The 15,360-nt window shown below is 71.0% G+C and carries 11 protein-coding genes; 1 reads left to right on the top strand and 10 read right to left on the bottom strand.

Going from position 1 to position 15,360, the window contains the following annotated elements; translation table 11 throughout:
• Position 1 precedes the first annotated feature (1 nt).
• The 6 genes from GBA65_RS13295 to GBA65_RS13270 all read right to left on the bottom strand — a co-directional run bounded on the left by GBA65_RS13295 (position 2) and on the right by GBA65_RS13270 (position 9,470).
• A complete protein-coding gene (locus GBA65_RS13295; protein WP_166396956.1) occupies positions 2 to 1,408 on the bottom strand; it encodes a sensor histidine kinase in 1,407 nt (468 codons plus the stop codon).
• Positions 1,405 to 2,844 (bottom strand): sensor histidine kinase, encoded by a 1,440-nt coding sequence (locus GBA65_RS13290; protein WP_166396955.1) that lies wholly within the window; start codon positions 2,842 to 2,844, stop codon positions 1,405 to 1,407. The genes GBA65_RS13295 and GBA65_RS13290 overlap by 4 nt, the downstream gene beginning before the upstream one ends.
• 2 nt (positions 2,845 to 2,846) lie before the next feature.
• The gene (locus GBA65_RS13285) at positions 2,847 to 4,508 is read right to left on the bottom strand and encodes an FAD-dependent oxidoreductase (RefSeq protein WP_166396954.1); all 1,662 of its coding nucleotides are present in this window, start codon (positions 4,506 to 4,508) and stop codon (positions 2,847 to 2,849) included.
• A gap of 689 nt (positions 4,509 to 5,197) precedes the next feature.
• Positions 5,198 to 7,006 (bottom strand): ABC transporter ATP-binding protein, encoded by a 1,809-nt coding sequence (locus tag GBA65_RS13280; RefSeq protein ID WP_166396953.1) that lies wholly within the window; start codon positions 7,004 to 7,006, stop codon positions 5,198 to 5,200.
• A gap of 117 nt (positions 7,007 to 7,123) precedes the next feature.
• The gene (locus GBA65_RS13275; RefSeq protein ID WP_166396952.1) at positions 7,124 to 8,347 is read right to left on the bottom strand and encodes a PQQ-dependent sugar dehydrogenase; all 1,224 of its coding nucleotides are present in this window, start codon (positions 8,345 to 8,347) and stop codon (positions 7,124 to 7,126) included.
• A gap of 82 nt (positions 8,348 to 8,429) precedes the next feature.
• Complete coding sequence (locus GBA65_RS13270; RefSeq protein WP_166396951.1) at positions 8,430 to 9,470, bottom strand: zinc-dependent alcohol dehydrogenase family protein; 1,041 nt, start codon at positions 9,468 to 9,470, stop codon at positions 8,430 to 8,432.
• Positions 9,471 to 9,626: 156 nt separating this feature from the next.
• Between GBA65_RS13270 and GBA65_RS13265 the strand changes: the two genes are divergently transcribed.
• The gene (locus GBA65_RS13265; RefSeq protein WP_166398508.1) at positions 9,627 to 10,604 is read left to right on the top strand and encodes a cation diffusion facilitator family transporter; all 978 of its coding nucleotides are present in this window, start codon (positions 9,627 to 9,629) and stop codon (positions 10,602 to 10,604) included.
• Between the two features lie 7 nt (positions 10,605 to 10,611).
• Here GBA65_RS13265 and GBA65_RS13260 read toward each other — a convergent pair whose 3' ends face one another.
• The 4 genes from GBA65_RS13260 to GBA65_RS13245 all read right to left on the bottom strand — a co-directional run bounded on the left by GBA65_RS13260 (position 10,612) and on the right by GBA65_RS13245 (position 15,342).
• Positions 10,612 to 12,135, bottom strand: coding sequence for an ABC transporter ATP-binding protein (locus GBA65_RS13260; RefSeq protein ID WP_207955762.1), 1,524 nt, complete (start codon positions 12,133 to 12,135; stop codon positions 10,612 to 10,614).
• Between the two features lie 267 nt (positions 12,136 to 12,402).
• A complete protein-coding gene (locus tag GBA65_RS13255) occupies positions 12,403 to 12,816 on the bottom strand; it encodes a PPOX class F420-dependent oxidoreductase (protein WP_166396950.1) in 414 nt (137 codons plus the stop codon).
• Positions 12,817 to 12,912: 96 nt separating this feature from the next.
• Positions 12,913 to 14,298: an NAD(P)/FAD-dependent oxidoreductase gene (locus tag GBA65_RS25335; protein ID WP_266096496.1), complete on the bottom strand. Its 1,386-nt coding sequence runs from the start codon at positions 14,296 to 14,298 to the stop codon at positions 12,913 to 12,915.
• A gap of 102 nt (positions 14,299 to 14,400) precedes the next feature.
• On the bottom strand, positions 14,401 to 15,342 hold the full coding sequence (locus GBA65_RS13245) for an LLM class flavin-dependent oxidoreductase (protein WP_166396949.1): 942 nt from the start codon (positions 15,340 to 15,342) through the stop codon (positions 14,401 to 14,403).
• Between the last annotated feature and the right edge of the window lie 18 nt (positions 15,343 to 15,360).

The raw sequence follows: 15,360 nt of genomic DNA, 5'->3' as shown, positions 1-15,360 counted from the left end.
TTTATCCTCCGTCTTTTTCTCCCGCCCCTACGGGCAGCCGGACGCTGAACCGCGTCTCGCCCGGTTTCGAGTCTACCCTCATGTCCCCCCCGTGGCGACGCGTCACGATCCTGCGCGCGATGTCCAGCCCAAGCCCCGTCCCCTCGCCGATTGGCTTCGTGGTGAAGAACGGCTCGAAGATGCGGCCCTTGAGCCCCCGGGCTATGCCGGGTCCGTCGTCGGTGATCTCGACCTTCACGCAGCCGCCGTCCCGGGAGGTCTTTATCTTCAGGTGGCCCATGCCCTCGCCGCCGGACATGGCGTCGAGGGCGTTGTCTATGAGGTTGGTCCAGACCTGGTTGAGCTCGCCGCCGCGGGCGCTCACGCGGGGGAGTCCCCGATCGTACTCGCGCTCCACCTCCACGTTCCCCTTGAGCTTGTGCCCGAGGATGACGAGGGTGCTCTCGATCCCCTCGTGGACGTCGACCTCCTGCATGGGCGCCCGGTCCATGTAGGTGTACTCCTTCATGGCGCGCACGAGCTCGGAGATGCGCCCCGTGCTCCCCTCGACCTCCCCGGCGAGCCCCAGAAGGTCCAGGGTCGTCGCGAGCCACGCGAGAGCGCCCGCGAGCTTCTCGCCCTCCATGCCGTCGGCGAACGCCTCGATGCGCTCTGCGTCCAGCCCCGCGCCCGCGAGCGTGGGCCCGAGCTCCCACGCCTCCTCCACGCCGCGCTCCTCCAGCTTCTCGGAGAGCTCGTCCTCCAGGTCCGACCTCTCCAGCCCGTCGAGCGGGACCGCGTCCACGCCGGCCCCGGCAACCTCGCGCCGGAGGGCGAGGATCCGCTCCTTCTCCCCGTCCGTGAACCGGCCGTCGTGCCGGAGGGCGGTCTCCTGGGCGTCGAGGATTACGGTTCGCAGCGAGGCCGCGGCGCGGCGGGCGGCGGAGGCGGGGTTGTTGAGCTCGTGGGCGAGGCCGGCGGAGAGCTTGCCGAGGGCGGCGAGCTTCTCGTTCTGGCGCGCCCAGTCCTGGTTCTCGCGCACGCGCCGGGAGAGGGCCGAGATGAAGACGTCCGCTACCGCGGGCCTCTCGGCCGAGACCCTGCGGAAGGCGCCGGAGGTTATCTCGAGGAGGCGGCTCGGGGCGACGGCCCGGACGCGGAAGCGCGGCACGTTCCCCGCGAGGACCGCGAGCTGGCCGGTGAACTCGCCGGGGAGGTGCGTGGCGACCTCCTCGTCGCCGCCCTCCACGGGCCTCAGGACGCGGAGCTCGCCCTCCAGCAGGACGAAGAAGCTGTCCACGGACTCGTTCTCCAGAAACAGGTACTCCCCGGCCTCCAGCTTCAGCTCGTCGCCGTGGGCGGAGAGCCAGGCCACCTCCTCGTCCGCCAGCTTCGGGAAGACGCTCGTGTCCTGCGGGTCGTGGATCATGGCGCGCCTCCGCCACCGTCGCTCTTCGGCCCCCGGGCCGGGAGGCGGACGGTGAAGCGCGTCTCCCCGGGCTCGGACTCGAACCACAGCTCGCCGCCGTAGCTCTCGACGACGATCCGCTGGCTTATGTCCAGGCCGAGGCCCGTCCCCTCGCCGACGGGCTTGGTGGTGAAGAACGGCTCGAAGACGCGGCCCCGGGCCTCCTCCGGTACCCCGGGCCCGTCGTCCGACACCTCGACGAGGACGGCGTCCCCGCTACGCCGGGTACGAACCGAGACGGCGCCCCGGTCGCCTCCGGCAGCCGTCCCGGCCGCATCGGCGGCGTTGTCCAGGAGGTTCGTCCACACCTGGTTCAGCTCGCCGGGGTTTCCGGAGACCGTCGGCACGTCCTCGCCGTAGTCCCGCGTCACCTTCAGGCCCTTGAGCTTGTGGGCGAGCATCTTCAGGGTGCTCTCGATCCCCTCGCGGACGTCCACCTCCTCCCGGGCGGCCCGATCCATGTGGGTGTACGCCTTTACCGCCCCGACGAGCTCGGAGATGCGGCCCGTGCTCCCCTCAACCTCTCCGACGAGCTCCGTGACCGTGAGGACCGAGCCGAGCCACGAGAGCGCGTCCGCCAGGGAGGGTTCGTCGACGGCAGAGGAGACGCCTTCCAGCCAGCCGACGCCGAGCCCGGCGCCCGCGAAGGTGGGGGCGAGCTCCCAGCCTTCCTCGACGCCGCGGTCTTCGAGCCACAGGAGAAGCTCGTCCTCCAGGTCGCCCCTCTCCAGCGGGTCGAGGGCGGGCGCGGAGGCCGCCCTCTCTTGAGCCTCCCGGGCGCACCCGGAGAGGTCCCGGAGCGCTTCTTCGGTCAGGTACCGGCCGTTCAGCGCGAGGGCGCGGGCGTGGAGCTCGGCGACGGAGCCGCGCAGTTCCCCGGCGGCGCGTCGGGCGGCGGAGGCGGGGTTGTTGAGCTCGTGGGCGAGGCCCGCGGAGAGCCGCCCCAGGGCGGCGAGCTTCGCCTGCCCCTGGGTCACGGACTCGTGAAGCCGGGAGCGCTCGGCCGCGGTCTTGAAGATGCCGCGGGTGACCTCCGGGCAGAAGGCGAGCATCTCCCAGAACGCGTCGGGCGCGAGCTTCAGGAGGTTGACGTCCGTCGTGGCCCTGCCGGTGGTGGGGTAGGGGGCGTCCAGGAGGAGGATAAGCTCGGCGAAGACCGAGCCCTCCCCGAGGGTGACGACGAACGCCTCCCGGCCCCCGACGTTGCGCGTCCACGCCGTCTCGCCCTCGAGCACGACGTAGAAGCCGTCGGGCGGGTCGCCCTGGCGGGCGATCACGGCGCCCGAGGCGAGGCGGACCTCCTCGCCCCGGGCGGTGATCCAGTCGAGCTTCTCGGACGGCAGGTGCGCGAAGAGCGGCGCCCGGCCCAGGGAGGCGGAAGCCGTAGGGGCCCGCACCGCTACACCTTGCTGAGGTACTGGTGGATAAACTGGACCGCGATGGAGCCCTCGCCGACCCCGCTGGCGACCCGCTTGACCGACCCGTGCCGTACGTCCCCGGCCACGAAGATCCCCGGGACGCTCGTCTCCAGGAGGTACGGGTCGCGGTCGAGGCTCCACCCTCTGGGACGTGCGCCGTCCTCCGAGAGGTCCGGGCCCGCGAGGATAAACCCGCGCTCGTCGCGCCTGACCACCCCGTCGAGCCAGTCCGTCCCCGGGAGCGCCCCGATAAACACGAAGAGCCCCGCGGCCGGCACGGTCTCCTCCCCGCCCGAGGCGGCGTCCTTTATGGTCACGGTCTCTAGGCTCTCGTCGCCGCTCACGCGGGCGACGCTGCTCCTCAGGCGGACCTTTATGTTCTCCCTGCGGCCCATCTCGTCGATAAGGTACTGGGACATGCCCTTCTCCAGCGAGTCGCCGCGCACGAGGAGGGTGACCTCGCGGGCGAACTGCGAGAGGTACATGGCGGCCTGCCCGGCCGAGTTCGCCCCGCCGACGATGTACACGTCGCTGTCGCGGCAGGAGAGCGCCTCGGTGATGGCGGCGCCGTAGTAGACGCCGCGCCCGGTCAGCTCGTCTATCCCCGGGGCGTCCAGCTTCCTGTAGGCGACGCCGGTGGCGATGAGGAGGACGTCGCAGGAGACCTCGGAGCCGTCGGAGAGGGTGACGATCCGGTAGCGGTCCTCGACCCGGACGCCCTTGACCTCCTGGGGCGCCAGGATCTCCACGCCGAAGCGCCTGGCCTGGGCGACGGCCCGCCGGCTGAGCTCGCCCCCCGAGACCCCGGTGTGGAAGCCGAGGTAGTTCTCTATCTTCGAGGACGTCCCCGCCTGCCCGCCGGGCGCTTCGCGCTCTATAAGGACGGTCTTCAACCCTTCGGAGGCGCCGTAGACCGCCGCCGCCAGCCCCGAAGGGCCGCCACCGACGATGATCAAATCGTAGAAAGGCCGCTGGGCCCTCGTCTTTAGCCCGATCTTCTCGGCCACCTCGACGTTGGGCGGATCCTCCAGGTACGCGCCGTCGGGCAGCACGACGAGCGGGAGCTTCGGCGCCCCGTGGTCGGCCTGCGCGACGATCCGACGCCCCTCCTCGGAGCCCTCGACGTCGAGCCAGCGGTAGGGGACCATATTACGGGCCAAAAAATCCTTCAAGCGGTGCGAGTCCTGCGACCAGCGGTTGCCGACGAGCCGGATCCCCTCGAAGGGCGGCCTGAACCCCGAGAGCCACTCCTCGAGCTGGTCGTCGAGGACGGGGTAGAGATTCTCCTCCGGCGGGTCCCACGGCTTCTGCAGGTAGTGGTCGAGCCCCACGTCGTTGATCGCGCGGATCGCCGCCTCGGTGTCGGCGTAGGCGGTGAGCAACACCTTCTTCGCCTCCGGGAAGATCCCCCTGGCTTCTTCGAGAAACTCCACCCCCGTCATCCGCGGCATCCTCTGGTCCACCAGAAAGAGCGCCACGGCATCCCCCCGCAGCTTCAGCTTCCCCAAAGCCTCGAGCGCCGAGGCCCCCGAGTCCGCCCGCAACACGCGGTACTCCCGGGCGTAGCGGCGCCTCAGATCCCGCTCGACCGCACGCAGAACCTCCGGGTCGTCGTCGACCGTAAGAATGATAGGCTTCGCCACCTCGCCCCCGTTCCCTCGGATGAAACCCCTCCGAATACGCCCGCTCCGGTACCCCACCGCCGAGCGCCTTTCGACGATTGTATCACGATGGTCGAAAACCCCCGAACTATGTAAACGTTCCGTTTAAAGGCGGTGTCTCGCCGCGCGGTCTTCGGCGCCGACGAGGGCGGGTATTCGATCGCGCCAGAATCTGGGTAGTCACAGGAGGCAGAGCGGACGGTCGGTGCGGATGGCGCGTGGCGCGGGCCCTCGCGACGGAAGGCATCTTGGGAGGGGTCGCGTACGAACGTTTTCAGTAGGGTTTCGGCCCTGTTGAGGGGTGGGGGAAAGACGGGCGAGCCGGTCGGCGAGGTACGCGTCGTGGAACCGAGCCCGCTCGACTGGCTGTACATCACCTACAACACCGTGGAGGAGCTCGTGCGCACGAGCCCCGGCGGCAGCATCGTGCCGGCCGCGATGAAGAGCTACCGGTGGAGGGAGCCAGACGCGCAAGCCCCTGCTCGCCCGAACCTCCTACAGGATCGAAAAGCTCGTGCGCGACGAGGCGCTGGCCCTCTTCCTGTGCGCGCCGCAGGCCCTCTACGCGGTGAGCGAGCACGTGGAGTTCACGCCGTACCGCGCGACCTTCGAGCTCGCCGAGTGCCGGGTGGGCCCGGAGCACCGGTCGCGGCGGTGGCCGGAGGGGCGCTCTAGCCTTCCGCTACCGGGGCGGACTCGCGGAACTGGCGGCGGTACAGGTCCGCGTAGAGGCCGCCGGCGGCGAGGAGCTCGGCGTGGGTGCCGCTCTCGGCGATGCGGCCGTTCTCCACGACGAGGATCCTGTCGGCGTCCCGGATGGTGCTAAGGCGGTGGGCGATGACGACGCTCGTGCGGCCGGTGAGGAGCTCCTTGAGGGCGCCCTGAACGACCGCCTCCGTGCGGGTGTCTATGTTGCTCGTCGCCTCGTCGAGGATCAGGATGGCCGGGTCGGCGAGGACGGCGCGGGCGAAGGAGAGAAGCTGGCGCTGCCCCTGGCTCAGGGAGCCCCCGGCCTCGCCGAGACGGGTCTCGTAGCCCTCCGGGAGGTCTCGTATGAAGCCGTCGGCCTGGGCGACGCGGGCGGCGCGCTCGGTCTCCTCGCGCGTCGGAGGCTTCTCGTCCCCCGCGCGGCCGTAGCTTATGTTCTCCGAGATCGTGCCGGAGAACAGGAACGGCTCCTGCAGGACGGTCGCGACGTTGCGCCTCACGCTGCGGCGCGTCACCTCGCGCACGTCGTGGCCGTAGATCCTTACCGCGCCGCCCGTCACGTCGTAGAAGCGGGGGATGAGGTTCGCGATCGTGGTCTTGCCCGCCCCCGTCGCCCCGACGAGGGCGACGGTCTGTCCCGGCGCGACGTCGAAGGAGACGCCGTCGAGGACCGGGCGTTTCGGCTCGTAGGCGAAGGAGACGTCCTCGAAGGTTATGCGGCCCTCGACGCGGCCGAGCTCCGGCGTCCCCGGCGGGTCGGCCGGCTCGGGCTCTTCGTCCAGGATCTCGTAGATGCGCTCGGCGCCCGCGAGGGCGGCCTGGGCCTGGGTGTAGACCTGGGAGGCGAGCTGGAGCGGCCGGAAAAACTGCTGGACGTAGATCAGGAACGCCGCCAGGAGCCCGACGGTGAGCCCTCCCGCGTAGACGAGGTAGCCGCCGTAGCCGATCACGAGCGCGATGGCGAGCGTGCTGAGCACGTCTATCGCCGGGGCGAAGGCCGACGTGACCGCGACGGCCTGCACGTTCGCCGTCCTGTTCGCGGCGTTGCGCTCCCGGAAGCGGGCGATGTTCGCCTCCACGCGGTTGAAGGCCTGGGCCTCGCGGACGCCCACGATCTCCTCCTGCAAGCCCGCCGTGACGTCGCCGACCGTCTCGCGGGTCTGGCGGAACGCGCGGCGCGCCCTCCGGGCGAAGAACGAGGTGGTGAGCAGCATCGCCGGGATGATGGTGAAGCAGACGAGGGCGAGCCTCAGGTCCAGAAACAGCATCGCGACCACGATCCCGAGGAGGCTGAAGAGCGAGCCCAGAAGCTGGGTGACCCCCTGGGAGAGAAACTGGTTGAGCGTGTCCACGTCGTTCGTCGTGCGGCTCATCACGTCGCCCACCGGGCGCCGGTCGAAGTAGCTCAGGGGGAGGTGCTGCAACTTGTCGAAGATGCGGGCGCGCAGCGAGGCCAGGATGCGCTGGCCGACGGCCCCGACCTGGCGGATCTGGCCGCTCTGGGCCAGCGTCCCCGCAGCGTAGACCACGAGGAGCAGGATCATCGTGCGGAAGAGGCCGGAGGGGTCGTCGCCGAGGATGTTCCGGTCGATGGCCCGCCCGATCAGGTACGGCCCCCCGGCCTGCGCCCCCGCCCCGATGACGATGAGCACGAACGCCAGCGCGAGCTCGCCCCCGTGCGGACCGAGCTCCGAGAGCAGCCGCCTCAGCGTCGCCCCGCGGTCCCCCGCCCGCTCACGCGAGGCCCCCGCGATGGACTCGATGCTCCTCATGCCCATGGGACTACCTTACACCTCATGCGGCCGAAGGACGGTACGCGGACCTGCAATGCGCCCTGCCTCCTCTGCCGCAGCCCGGCGGATACGTCGCGCCGGGGTCCCGGTGCGGCCCTATCCCTGCGCGGGGGCGAGCTTGAGGATGCGGTCGTCGTCGGGGCCGGGGGTGCCGCGGCCGTCGCGGTTGTTGGTGAGGACCCAGACCGAGCCGTCGGGGGCCTGGGCGACGTGCCGCAGCCGGCCGGCCTCGCCGGAGAGGAGCTCCTCCCGGCCCGCGAGGTTGCCCGCTCCGTCGAGGTCGAGGCGCCAGAGGCGCTGGCCCCTGAGGGCCGCCATAAAGAAGTCCCCCTCCCACTGCGGGATGCCGCTGTCCCTTACGATGGCCGCGCCGCTCGGGGAGGCCTCGCTCGTCGCCCAGGTCGAGATGGGGTCTACGAACGTGGGCTCGCCGCCGGTCCCCTCGACCTCGGGCCAGCCGTAGTTGCCGCCCGGCTCTATCCTGTTGACCTCGTCGAAGGTGTTCTGGCCGAACTCGGTGGCGTAGAGCTGCCCGCCCTCGTCCCAGGCGAGGCCCTGAACGTTGCGGTGGCCGTAGGAGTAGACGGGGCTGCCGGGGAAGGGGTTGTCGCCGGGGACGCCCCCGTCGGGGTTTATGCGGAGGATCTTGCCGCCCAGGGAGCCCACGTCCTGGGAGATCGGCATGTCGCCCGCCTCGCCGGTGCCGACGTAGAGCAGCCCGTCGGGGCCGAACTCTATCCGGCCGCCGTTGTGGTAGGAGTTGACGGGGATGCCGGTCAGGATCGGCTCGGGCTCCTCGCCGAGGCGGAAGCGGACCACCCGGTTGTCCTCGGCGGTGGTGTAGTAGGCGTAGACGAGCCCGTCCTCGTCGTAGGCGGGGGAGACGGCGACGCCGAGCAGGCCGCCCTCGCCGGAGCCGTCCGCCGGGAGGGTCTGGACCTCCTCGATCGTCCCCGACGGGTCGAGGAGGAGCAGCCTCGCCGAGTCCCGCTCGGTGACGAGCGCCTCGCCTCCGGGGAGGAACGCGACGTCCCACGGCGCCTCCAGGCCCGTGGCGACGACGCTCGTCTCGACGGGCACCGGCCCGGCTTCCGCCGACTCGCCCTCGGCCTCGGGCGTTGCCGTGTCCTCGGGCGGGGGCGTCTCCTGTTCGGCGAGCGTGGTCTGGGTACCCTCGACGCTCGCCTCGCCACCAGTGTCCTCCTGGGGGACCATGCGGGGCTCGGACTGGCCCGCTCCGGAGCCGCAGGAGGCGGCGAGGGGCGAGGCGAGGAGGAGGGCGAGAAGGGCTACTACGGCTGCGGAGCGCGCGCGGGGCATGGAACGTTTCCTTCCGGCTCTGGTCGGTCTAGCGCCGGTTGTATCACGCTCCCGCGGATGTTTTGACGAGCGCTCTTACAAACTACCGGACCCTGACCATTGCCTTGATCGCGCGCCGCTCGTCCATCGCGGCGTAGCCCTCCGGGACGCCGTCGAGGTCGACGGTGAGGTCGAGGACGGGCGAGGGGTCGAGGGTGCCCGCGAGCACGTCGTCCAGGAGCTCCGGTATGTACGCCCTCACCGGGGCGACCCCGCCGCGAAGCGCGATGTTGCTCCCGAACATGCGGCCGAGGTTCAATTCCTCGCTCCCCTGCGGCACCCCCACGAAGCCAACCGTGCCGCCCGGACGCGCCACCCCGATCGCGGAGTCCATCGAGGACTTGACCCCGACGCACTCCAGGACGGCCTCCGCGCCGCCGCCGGTCATCTCCAGGACCTCCTCGACGGCGGCCTCGTCGCGGGCGGTCACGACGTCCGTCGCCCCGAAGCGGCGCGCGACCTCCAGGCGATCCTCGCGGTGGCCGAGGATGATGATGCGCTCCGCGCCGAGCCTCCTGGCGGAGAGGACGCCGCAGAGGCCCACGGCCCCGTCCCCGACGACCGCCGCCGTCCCCCCGGCCCGCACGCCGGCCGCGACCGCCGCGTGGTGGCCCGTACCCATCACGTCCGTCAGGGGCAGGATGGACTTCAGGAGCGCCTCGTCGTCTGCGACCACTTCCGGGATCTTGACGAGCGTGCCGTCGGCCAGCGGGGCCCGGACCGCCTCGCCCTGGCCGCCGTCGGAATCGGCGCCGCCCCAGAAGCCGCCGTGGACGCAGGAGGTCTGGAGGCCCTTCAAGCAGTACTCGCACTCGCCGTCGGAGAAGGCGAAGGGGGAGAGGACCCGGTCGCCCGGCTTCACCGACGTGACCTCGCTCCCGACGTCCTCCACGATCCCCATCCACTCGTGGCCGCAGCGGTAGCCCTCCTCCCACCGCGAGATGCCCCGGTAGAACCACAGGTCCGAGCCGCAGACGCAGGCGTGGGTGACCCTGACCACCGCGTCGGTCCCTTGCTCGATACGCGGGTCCGGGACGTTCTCGACCCGGACGTCGCCCGGCGCGTGAAAGACGGTGGCTCGCATGAATCGCTCCTCGCTGTGGCCTGTAAGGAAACCCGGAGGGTGTACCACAGGCGGAGGAGTGAGGGCGGGTCGCGGGGGGTAGATCCTCGCCGGAGGACGGCACGAGAAGGACCGTCCCGGCTGCTAATATCACGCGATGTTTCGGTGCGAGTCGTGATGCGAAAGGACGCCCCGGCGACCGGGGGTACAGGGAGATCCGGCGCGTCCCCTGCTCGCTCGACGCGGTTCTACGCGGCGGTCTCGATCGCGGCGGCGCTCGCGACCGTGGGCCTGAAAGCGGGGGCGTACGTCCTTACGGGCTCCGTGGGTCTGCTCTCCGACGCCGCCGAGTCCTCGGCGAACCTCGTCGCCGCGATCGGCGCCTTCTGGGCGCTCTCGGCCGCCGCGCGTCCCCCCGACGAGGAGCACGCCTACGGCCACACCAAGGCCGAGTTCTTCTCCAGCGCCCTCGAAGGGGCTCTCGTCCTCGCTGCGGCGGCTTTTATCGCGGCGACGGCGGTCGGGCGTCTGTTCGAGCCGCAGCCGTTGGAGAACGTCGGGGCGGGCCTCGTGGTCTCGCTCGTCGCCGCCGTCCTCAACGGCGTCGTGGGGCTCGTGCTCCTGAGGGCGGGCGGCAGGCTGCGTTCGGCCGCGCTGCGCGCCGACGGGCGGCACCTCCTCACCGACGTGTGGACCACGGCCGGGGTCGTGGCAGGCGTCCTCCTCGTGGGCTGGACGGGGTGGCTGTTCCTGGACCCCCTGATCGCGCTCGTCGTAGCCGCGAACATCGTGTGGGTGGGCCTGCGCATCCTGAACGAGGCGGCCCACGGGCTGCTGGACACGGCGCTCCCCCCGGAGGATCTGAGGGTGGTGGAGGCCGTGATCTCCCGCTACCGCGAGAGCGGCATCGAGTTCCACGCCCTGCGCACGCGCAGCGCCGGCGCGAGGAGGTTCGTCAGCATGCACGTCCTCGTCCCCGGCTCCTGGAGCGTCAGGCGCGGCCACGACCTCTCCGAGGACCTGGAGCGCGAGGTGGTCGAGGAGCTCCCGATGACGACCGTTTTCGTGCACCTGGAGCCCCTGGAGGACGAGTCCTCCTTCCGCGACCAGGGCCTCGACCGGCCGGACCTGGAGGAGCCCCCACCGGGCTCGTAAGGGTCTTCTAGCCTCCGGCGGGTGCGGGCTCGAGCTGGGAGCCGAGGATCTCGTTGTAGAGCTCGCTCGTCCGGACGAGCTCCTCGTGGGTGCCGCGGGCGGCGATCTCGCCCTCGTCGAGGACCAGGATCAGGTCCGCGTCCCTCACGGTCGAGACCCTCTGCGCGATGACGAAGACGGTGCGGTGCTCCTCGCGCATGAGCCTGTCGAGTGACTCCTGGATCGCCGCCTCCGTCTCGGCGTCGACGGCGGAGGTCGAGTCGTCGAGGATGAGGAGCCTCGGGTCGACGAGGAGCGCCCGCGCGATCGCGATGCGCTGGCGCTGCCCCCCCGAGAGCCCGATGCCGCGCTCCCCGACCACGGTCCCGTAGCCCTCGGGGAGCCCCTGAACGAACTCGTCGGCGCGGGCGGCGCGGGCGGCGGCCTCGACCTCGTCGAGCGTCGCGTCGGGCCTGCCGTAGGCGATGTTGTCCCGGACGGTGCCGCTGAAGAGCAGGGTCTCTTGCAGCACGATGCCGACCTGAGAACGCAGCGAGGAGAGCGTGACGTCGCGCACGTCGTGGCCGTCTAGCCTCACCGCCCCCCCGGTGACGTCGTAGAAGCGCGGCAGGAGGTTCACGAGCGTGGACTTGCCCGAGCCCGTCGTCCCGAGGATCGCCGCGGTCTGCCCCGGCTCGACGCAGAAGCTCACGCCCTTCAAGACCTCCCTCTCGTCCCCGGGGTAGCGGAAGCGGACGCCGTCGAACTCGACCCGGCAGCGGACGGGGGGGAGGGCAACGGCGTCCGGCTTGTCCTCGACCTCGATGGGGGCGTCCAGGATCTCGAAGACCCTCGCCGCTGAGGCCCCGGCCCTCGAGAAGGCCGCCGAGAGGAAGCCGATGGTCAGGATCGGGAAGAGCAGAAACCCGAGGTACGTGTTGAAGGCGATAAGCTCGCCCACCGTGAGCGTGCCGCCGATGACGCGCAGCCCGCCGAAGAGCACGATCCCAAGCGTCCCCAGGTTCGCCACGAAGAAAACGAACGGGAAGTTGTTGGCGAAGGTCCGCACCGTCTCCAGGTTCCTGCCCAGCAGGTCGTCGTTGACCTCGCGGTAGCGGTCCGTCTCGTAGTCCTCGCGGGCGTAGGCGCGGATGGTCTTGACCCCCGAGAGGTCCTCCTGGAGGACGGTGTTCAGCCGGCCCAGGGCCTGCTGGACGCCCCGAAAGAGCGGCCCGATGCGCTGCACGAAGCGGAGGAGGAGGACGAAGATAGCCGGTACCGTCGCCAGGGCCACGAGGGCGAGTTGCAGGTCGAGGAACAGGAGGAGGACCGTCGTCCCAAGCAGCATGATCGCCGCCGAGGCGAGCTGCACGACCCCGGAGCCGGCGAACGTCCGGATCTGCTCGACGTCGCTGGTCAGGCGAGTGACGAGCTGGCCGGTCTCCTGCCGGTCGTAGTACCCGAAGCCGAGGCGCTCTATCTTCTCGAAGAGCGCGTTCCTCAGGTCGTACGCCACCCCCTGCGAGGCCTTCTCCGCGAGGTAGCCCTGCAAAAACTGGAAGCCCCGCGCAGGAGTGCGACCCCGACGAGCCCCCGACGGCGAGCAGGATGACGCGCATGCTACCCGGGGGCGTGACCCCCGGTCGACGGCGTAGGCGATAAGCTGGGGCGTCACGAGGTTCGCCGCCGAGACGAGGAGCAGCGCGAGAAAGGCCCGACCGCCTCCTTCCCGTACGAGCGGAGGTAGGCGAGGGCGCGCCGGAGCGCCCCTACGTTGCCCGAACCCCCCTCGCGCCGCGCCACGGCCGGCCGCGCCTCTCTAGGCCATCCCGGTGGTGTGCTCGGGGCGGACGTACAGCACGACGCGCTCGTCGCCGGGCTGGTGGTACGGGTAATCGTCCACCCCGAGGTACTTCTTCGCCATCGCGTTTATGAAGTCGAGGTTCGGGTCCTCCTCGATCTTCTCGACCTCGCCCCGCACCTCCAGGTAGCGGTAGGGGTTCCCGGGGTCGACGATGGAGAGGGCGATGCGCGGGTCGCGGCCGAGGTTGCGGTACTTCTGGCGCCCCTTGGTCTGGCTGAACTTGAGGTGCTGCCCGTCCCAGTCGAACCACACGGGGTTGTTCTGCGGCTCGCCGCCCGGGCCTATCGTGGCGACGTGGGCGAGGGCGGTGGAGGAGAGCAGGTCCTCGGAGCCCTCGGGGATCACCGGCTGCTTCTCGTTGGTACTCATGACTTCCTCCTTCTGGTAGCGGTCTCGCGCCGGGGCGTCTCCGGCCGCGGCTAAGGGCTCACGGCCCCGCCGGCGTCGTCGTGGGCCTCACCACCGCTAGTCGTCCCGGCGGATCTCGGCGGCGGCCGGGCGGAAGAAGAGGCCGAGGATCCAGTCGGCGGCCACGGCGGCCTTGCCCCTCGGGCTCTCGAGCTTGTACAGGTAGGTGGCCCGCCACACGAGGACGGCCAGGAGCCCGCTGAACCTCACCCCGAGCACCTCGTTGACGGCGAACTCGCTCCCGAGCTCGACGAGTTGGCCCATGGGCCGGTACTCGAAGGGCTCGAGGTCCTCCTCCCGCCCGTCGAGGGCGGCGAGCACGTTCTCCGCGGCGGCGTAGCCCTGCTGCACGGCGGCCTGGGCGGTGGGGGGGACGAACCTCTCCTTCTCGCTCCCGGCGAGGACGTTCGGGATCGCGGCGCAGTCCCCGAGGGACCACAGGCCCGGCCGGTCCGCGACGCGCAGGTACTCGTCGACGATCACGCCGTCGCGCTCGGTGAGCGGGAGGTCGAGGGTCTTCAGGAGCTCGTTCGGGCGGCCACCGGCCGTCCAGATCGCGTTCTCCGTCTCGATCTCGCGCCCGTCCTTGAGGACCACGCGACCTGCCTCGACCCGCTCTGCCGCCGCGCTGGTGAGGACCTCGACGTTGCGGGCGGCGAGGCGGGCGCGGGCGGCGCGCCTGAGGGCGGGGTCGAGCTCCGGCAGGATCTCCGCGCCGCGGGTCAGCAGGATCACCTTGACCCTGTCCCGCCGGATGCTCGGGTAATCCGGAGCGAGGGCGTCGGTGATGAGGGCGTCGATCTCCGCCGCGGTCTCGACCCCGGTGGAGCCGCCCCCGATGACGGCGAAGGTGAGCGACGAGTCCGGCACGTCGCCGTCGGCGAGCGTCGCGTCCTCGAAGCGCTCTATGACCCTGTTGCGGATGCGCTCGGCGTCGGCGACCCCCTTCATCGTGAGGCAGTGCTCCTCGACGCCTTCGATCCCGAAGAAGTTCGGCTGCGCCCCCACCGCGAGGACGAGGTGGTCGTACGGGAACTCCTTGCCCCGTCGGCGACGGCGATCTTTCTGTCGTAGTCGATGTGTTTCAGCGGGGCCCGCCTGAAGCTGGCCCCCGAGGTGATCAGGGCCCGCCTCAAGGGCTGGGCGACGTTGAGGGAGTCGATGTCGCTGGAGATGGTGCCGGCGACCATCGGCCAGAAGGTGAAGAAGTTCTCCCGCGAGAGCATCATGATGCCCACGTCGTCGCGCCGGCGGGTCAGCTCGGTCAGCCTCTCCACGAGCGCGTAGCCCCCGAAACCGCCCCCCACGACGAGCACCTTCTTCTCGAAGACCCCGTAGGGCGGCTTCTCCCACGGGGAGTACCGGGGCTCCGGGTTCAGGTAACGGCGCAACGCCCCCGCGGCGACCGCGACCCCTCCCGCCGCGAGACCGCCCTTGACCCATCTCCTCATCGTCGCCTCCGGCGGCTCGTGTCCAGACCCCGAAACTCTATACCCTCGACCGCTCCCCGGAGCAGCTTCGCTACGGGGGAATGCGCCGACCGGCCTATTTCGCGCCCCCGCCGCCGGTCCTCGCCGCGCCGGGCCTCCGGGCGCGTTCCCCCTGCACGGCCTCGCGCACCGCCGGGGCGACCTCCCCCGCGAAGCGGCCCACCTGCCGCTCGTGCTCCTCCGGCGGCCCCTGCGGCCAGAAGACGAAGGCATCCATCCCCGACTCCAGGGCGAAGCCGGAGAGCGCCTCGGCGAGCTTCTCCGGCGGTCCCACCAGGGGACCGTCGCCGTCCGCCCCGATCCTGCCCTCGACGTTGTAGACGCGCGTGATCTCCCGGGGCTCGCGGCCCGCCTCCCTTGCCGCGCCGTCGATCCGGTCGTGCATCTCGGGCAGACGCTCGGGCGCCGAGTAGGCGAGCGAGGGGACCCACCCGTCGGCGAGACGGCCGATGAGCCGCAGCATCCTCGGCCCGTACGCCCCGACCCACACCCCGATGGGGTGCGCCGGAGCCGGCCCCGGCCGCATCCCCGCGAGCCCGTAGAACTCCCCGTCGAAGCGTAAGGAGCGCTCCTCGCTCCACACGAGCCGCATCACCCTTATCGCCTCCTCCAGCGCGCGCACGGCTTCGCCGGGGCTACGCCGCGGTCCTCCCATCGCCGCCACCGCGTCCCAGAAGGCGCCGGCTCCGAGCCCGATCTCCACCCGCCCGCCGGAGATGACGTCGAGGGAGGCGGCCGATTTGGCGAGCATGGCCGGCGGGCGCAGGGGCAGGTTCGCGACGTCGGGGAAGAACCGGATCCTCTCGGTCAGGGGGACGAGCGTCGAGATGAGGGTCCAGGTGTCCAGAAAGCGGCGCTGGTAGGGGTGGTCCTGGATGCCCACGAGGTCGAGCCCCTCGCGGTCGGCCGCCCGGACCACGCGCCGGATGCTCTCTACCTCCCCCGCCAGCGGCGCGACGCTCACGCCGAATCGAAGTTCCCTGCCGTAATCTCGCATGGCTCTCCTCTCTCGCCT

The organism is Rubrobacter marinus (genome assembly GCF_011492965.1).
Lineage (GTDB): Bacteria > Actinomycetota > Rubrobacteria > Rubrobacterales > Rubrobacteraceae > Rubrobacter_F > Rubrobacter_F marinus.
The sequence above is the reverse complement of the archived record's forward strand: the minus strand, read 5'-3'. Positions and strand labels throughout refer to the sequence as shown.

What these genes read in the sequence shown, in the direction of transcription:
- GBA65_RS25335 (WP_266096496.1), bottom strand. Translation starts at nt 14,298, where the DNA reads ATGGGTCAAGGGCGGTCTCGCGGCGGGAGGGGTCGCGGTCGCCGCGGG.
- GBA65_RS13245 (WP_166396949.1), bottom strand. Translation starts at nt 15,342, where the DNA reads ATGCGAGATTACGGCAGGGAACTTCGATTCGGCGTGAGCGTCGCGCCG.
- GBA65_RS13275 (WP_166396952.1), bottom strand. Translation starts at nt 8,347, where the DNA reads ATGCCCCGCGCGCGCTCCGCAGCCGTAGTAGCCCTTCTCGCCCTCCTC.
- GBA65_RS13255 (WP_166396950.1), bottom strand. Translation starts at nt 12,816, where the DNA reads ATGAGTACCAACGAGAAGCAGCCGGTGATCCCCGAGGGCTCCGAGGAC.
- GBA65_RS13270 (WP_166396951.1), bottom strand. Translation starts at nt 9,470, where the DNA reads ATGCGAGCCACCGTCTTTCACGCGCCGGGCGACGTCCGGGTCGAGAAC.
- GBA65_RS13265 (WP_166398508.1), top strand. Translation starts at nt 9,627, where the DNA reads ATGCGAAAGGACGCCCCGGCGACCGGGGGTACAGGGAGATCCGGCGCG.
- GBA65_RS13295 (WP_166396956.1), bottom strand. Translation starts at nt 1,408, where the DNA reads ATGATCCACGACCCGCAGGACACGAGCGTCTTCCCGAAGCTGGCGGAC.
- GBA65_RS13280 (WP_166396953.1), bottom strand. Translation starts at nt 7,006, where the DNA reads ATGAGGAGCATCGAGTCCATCGCGGGGGCCTCGCGTGAGCGGGCGGGG.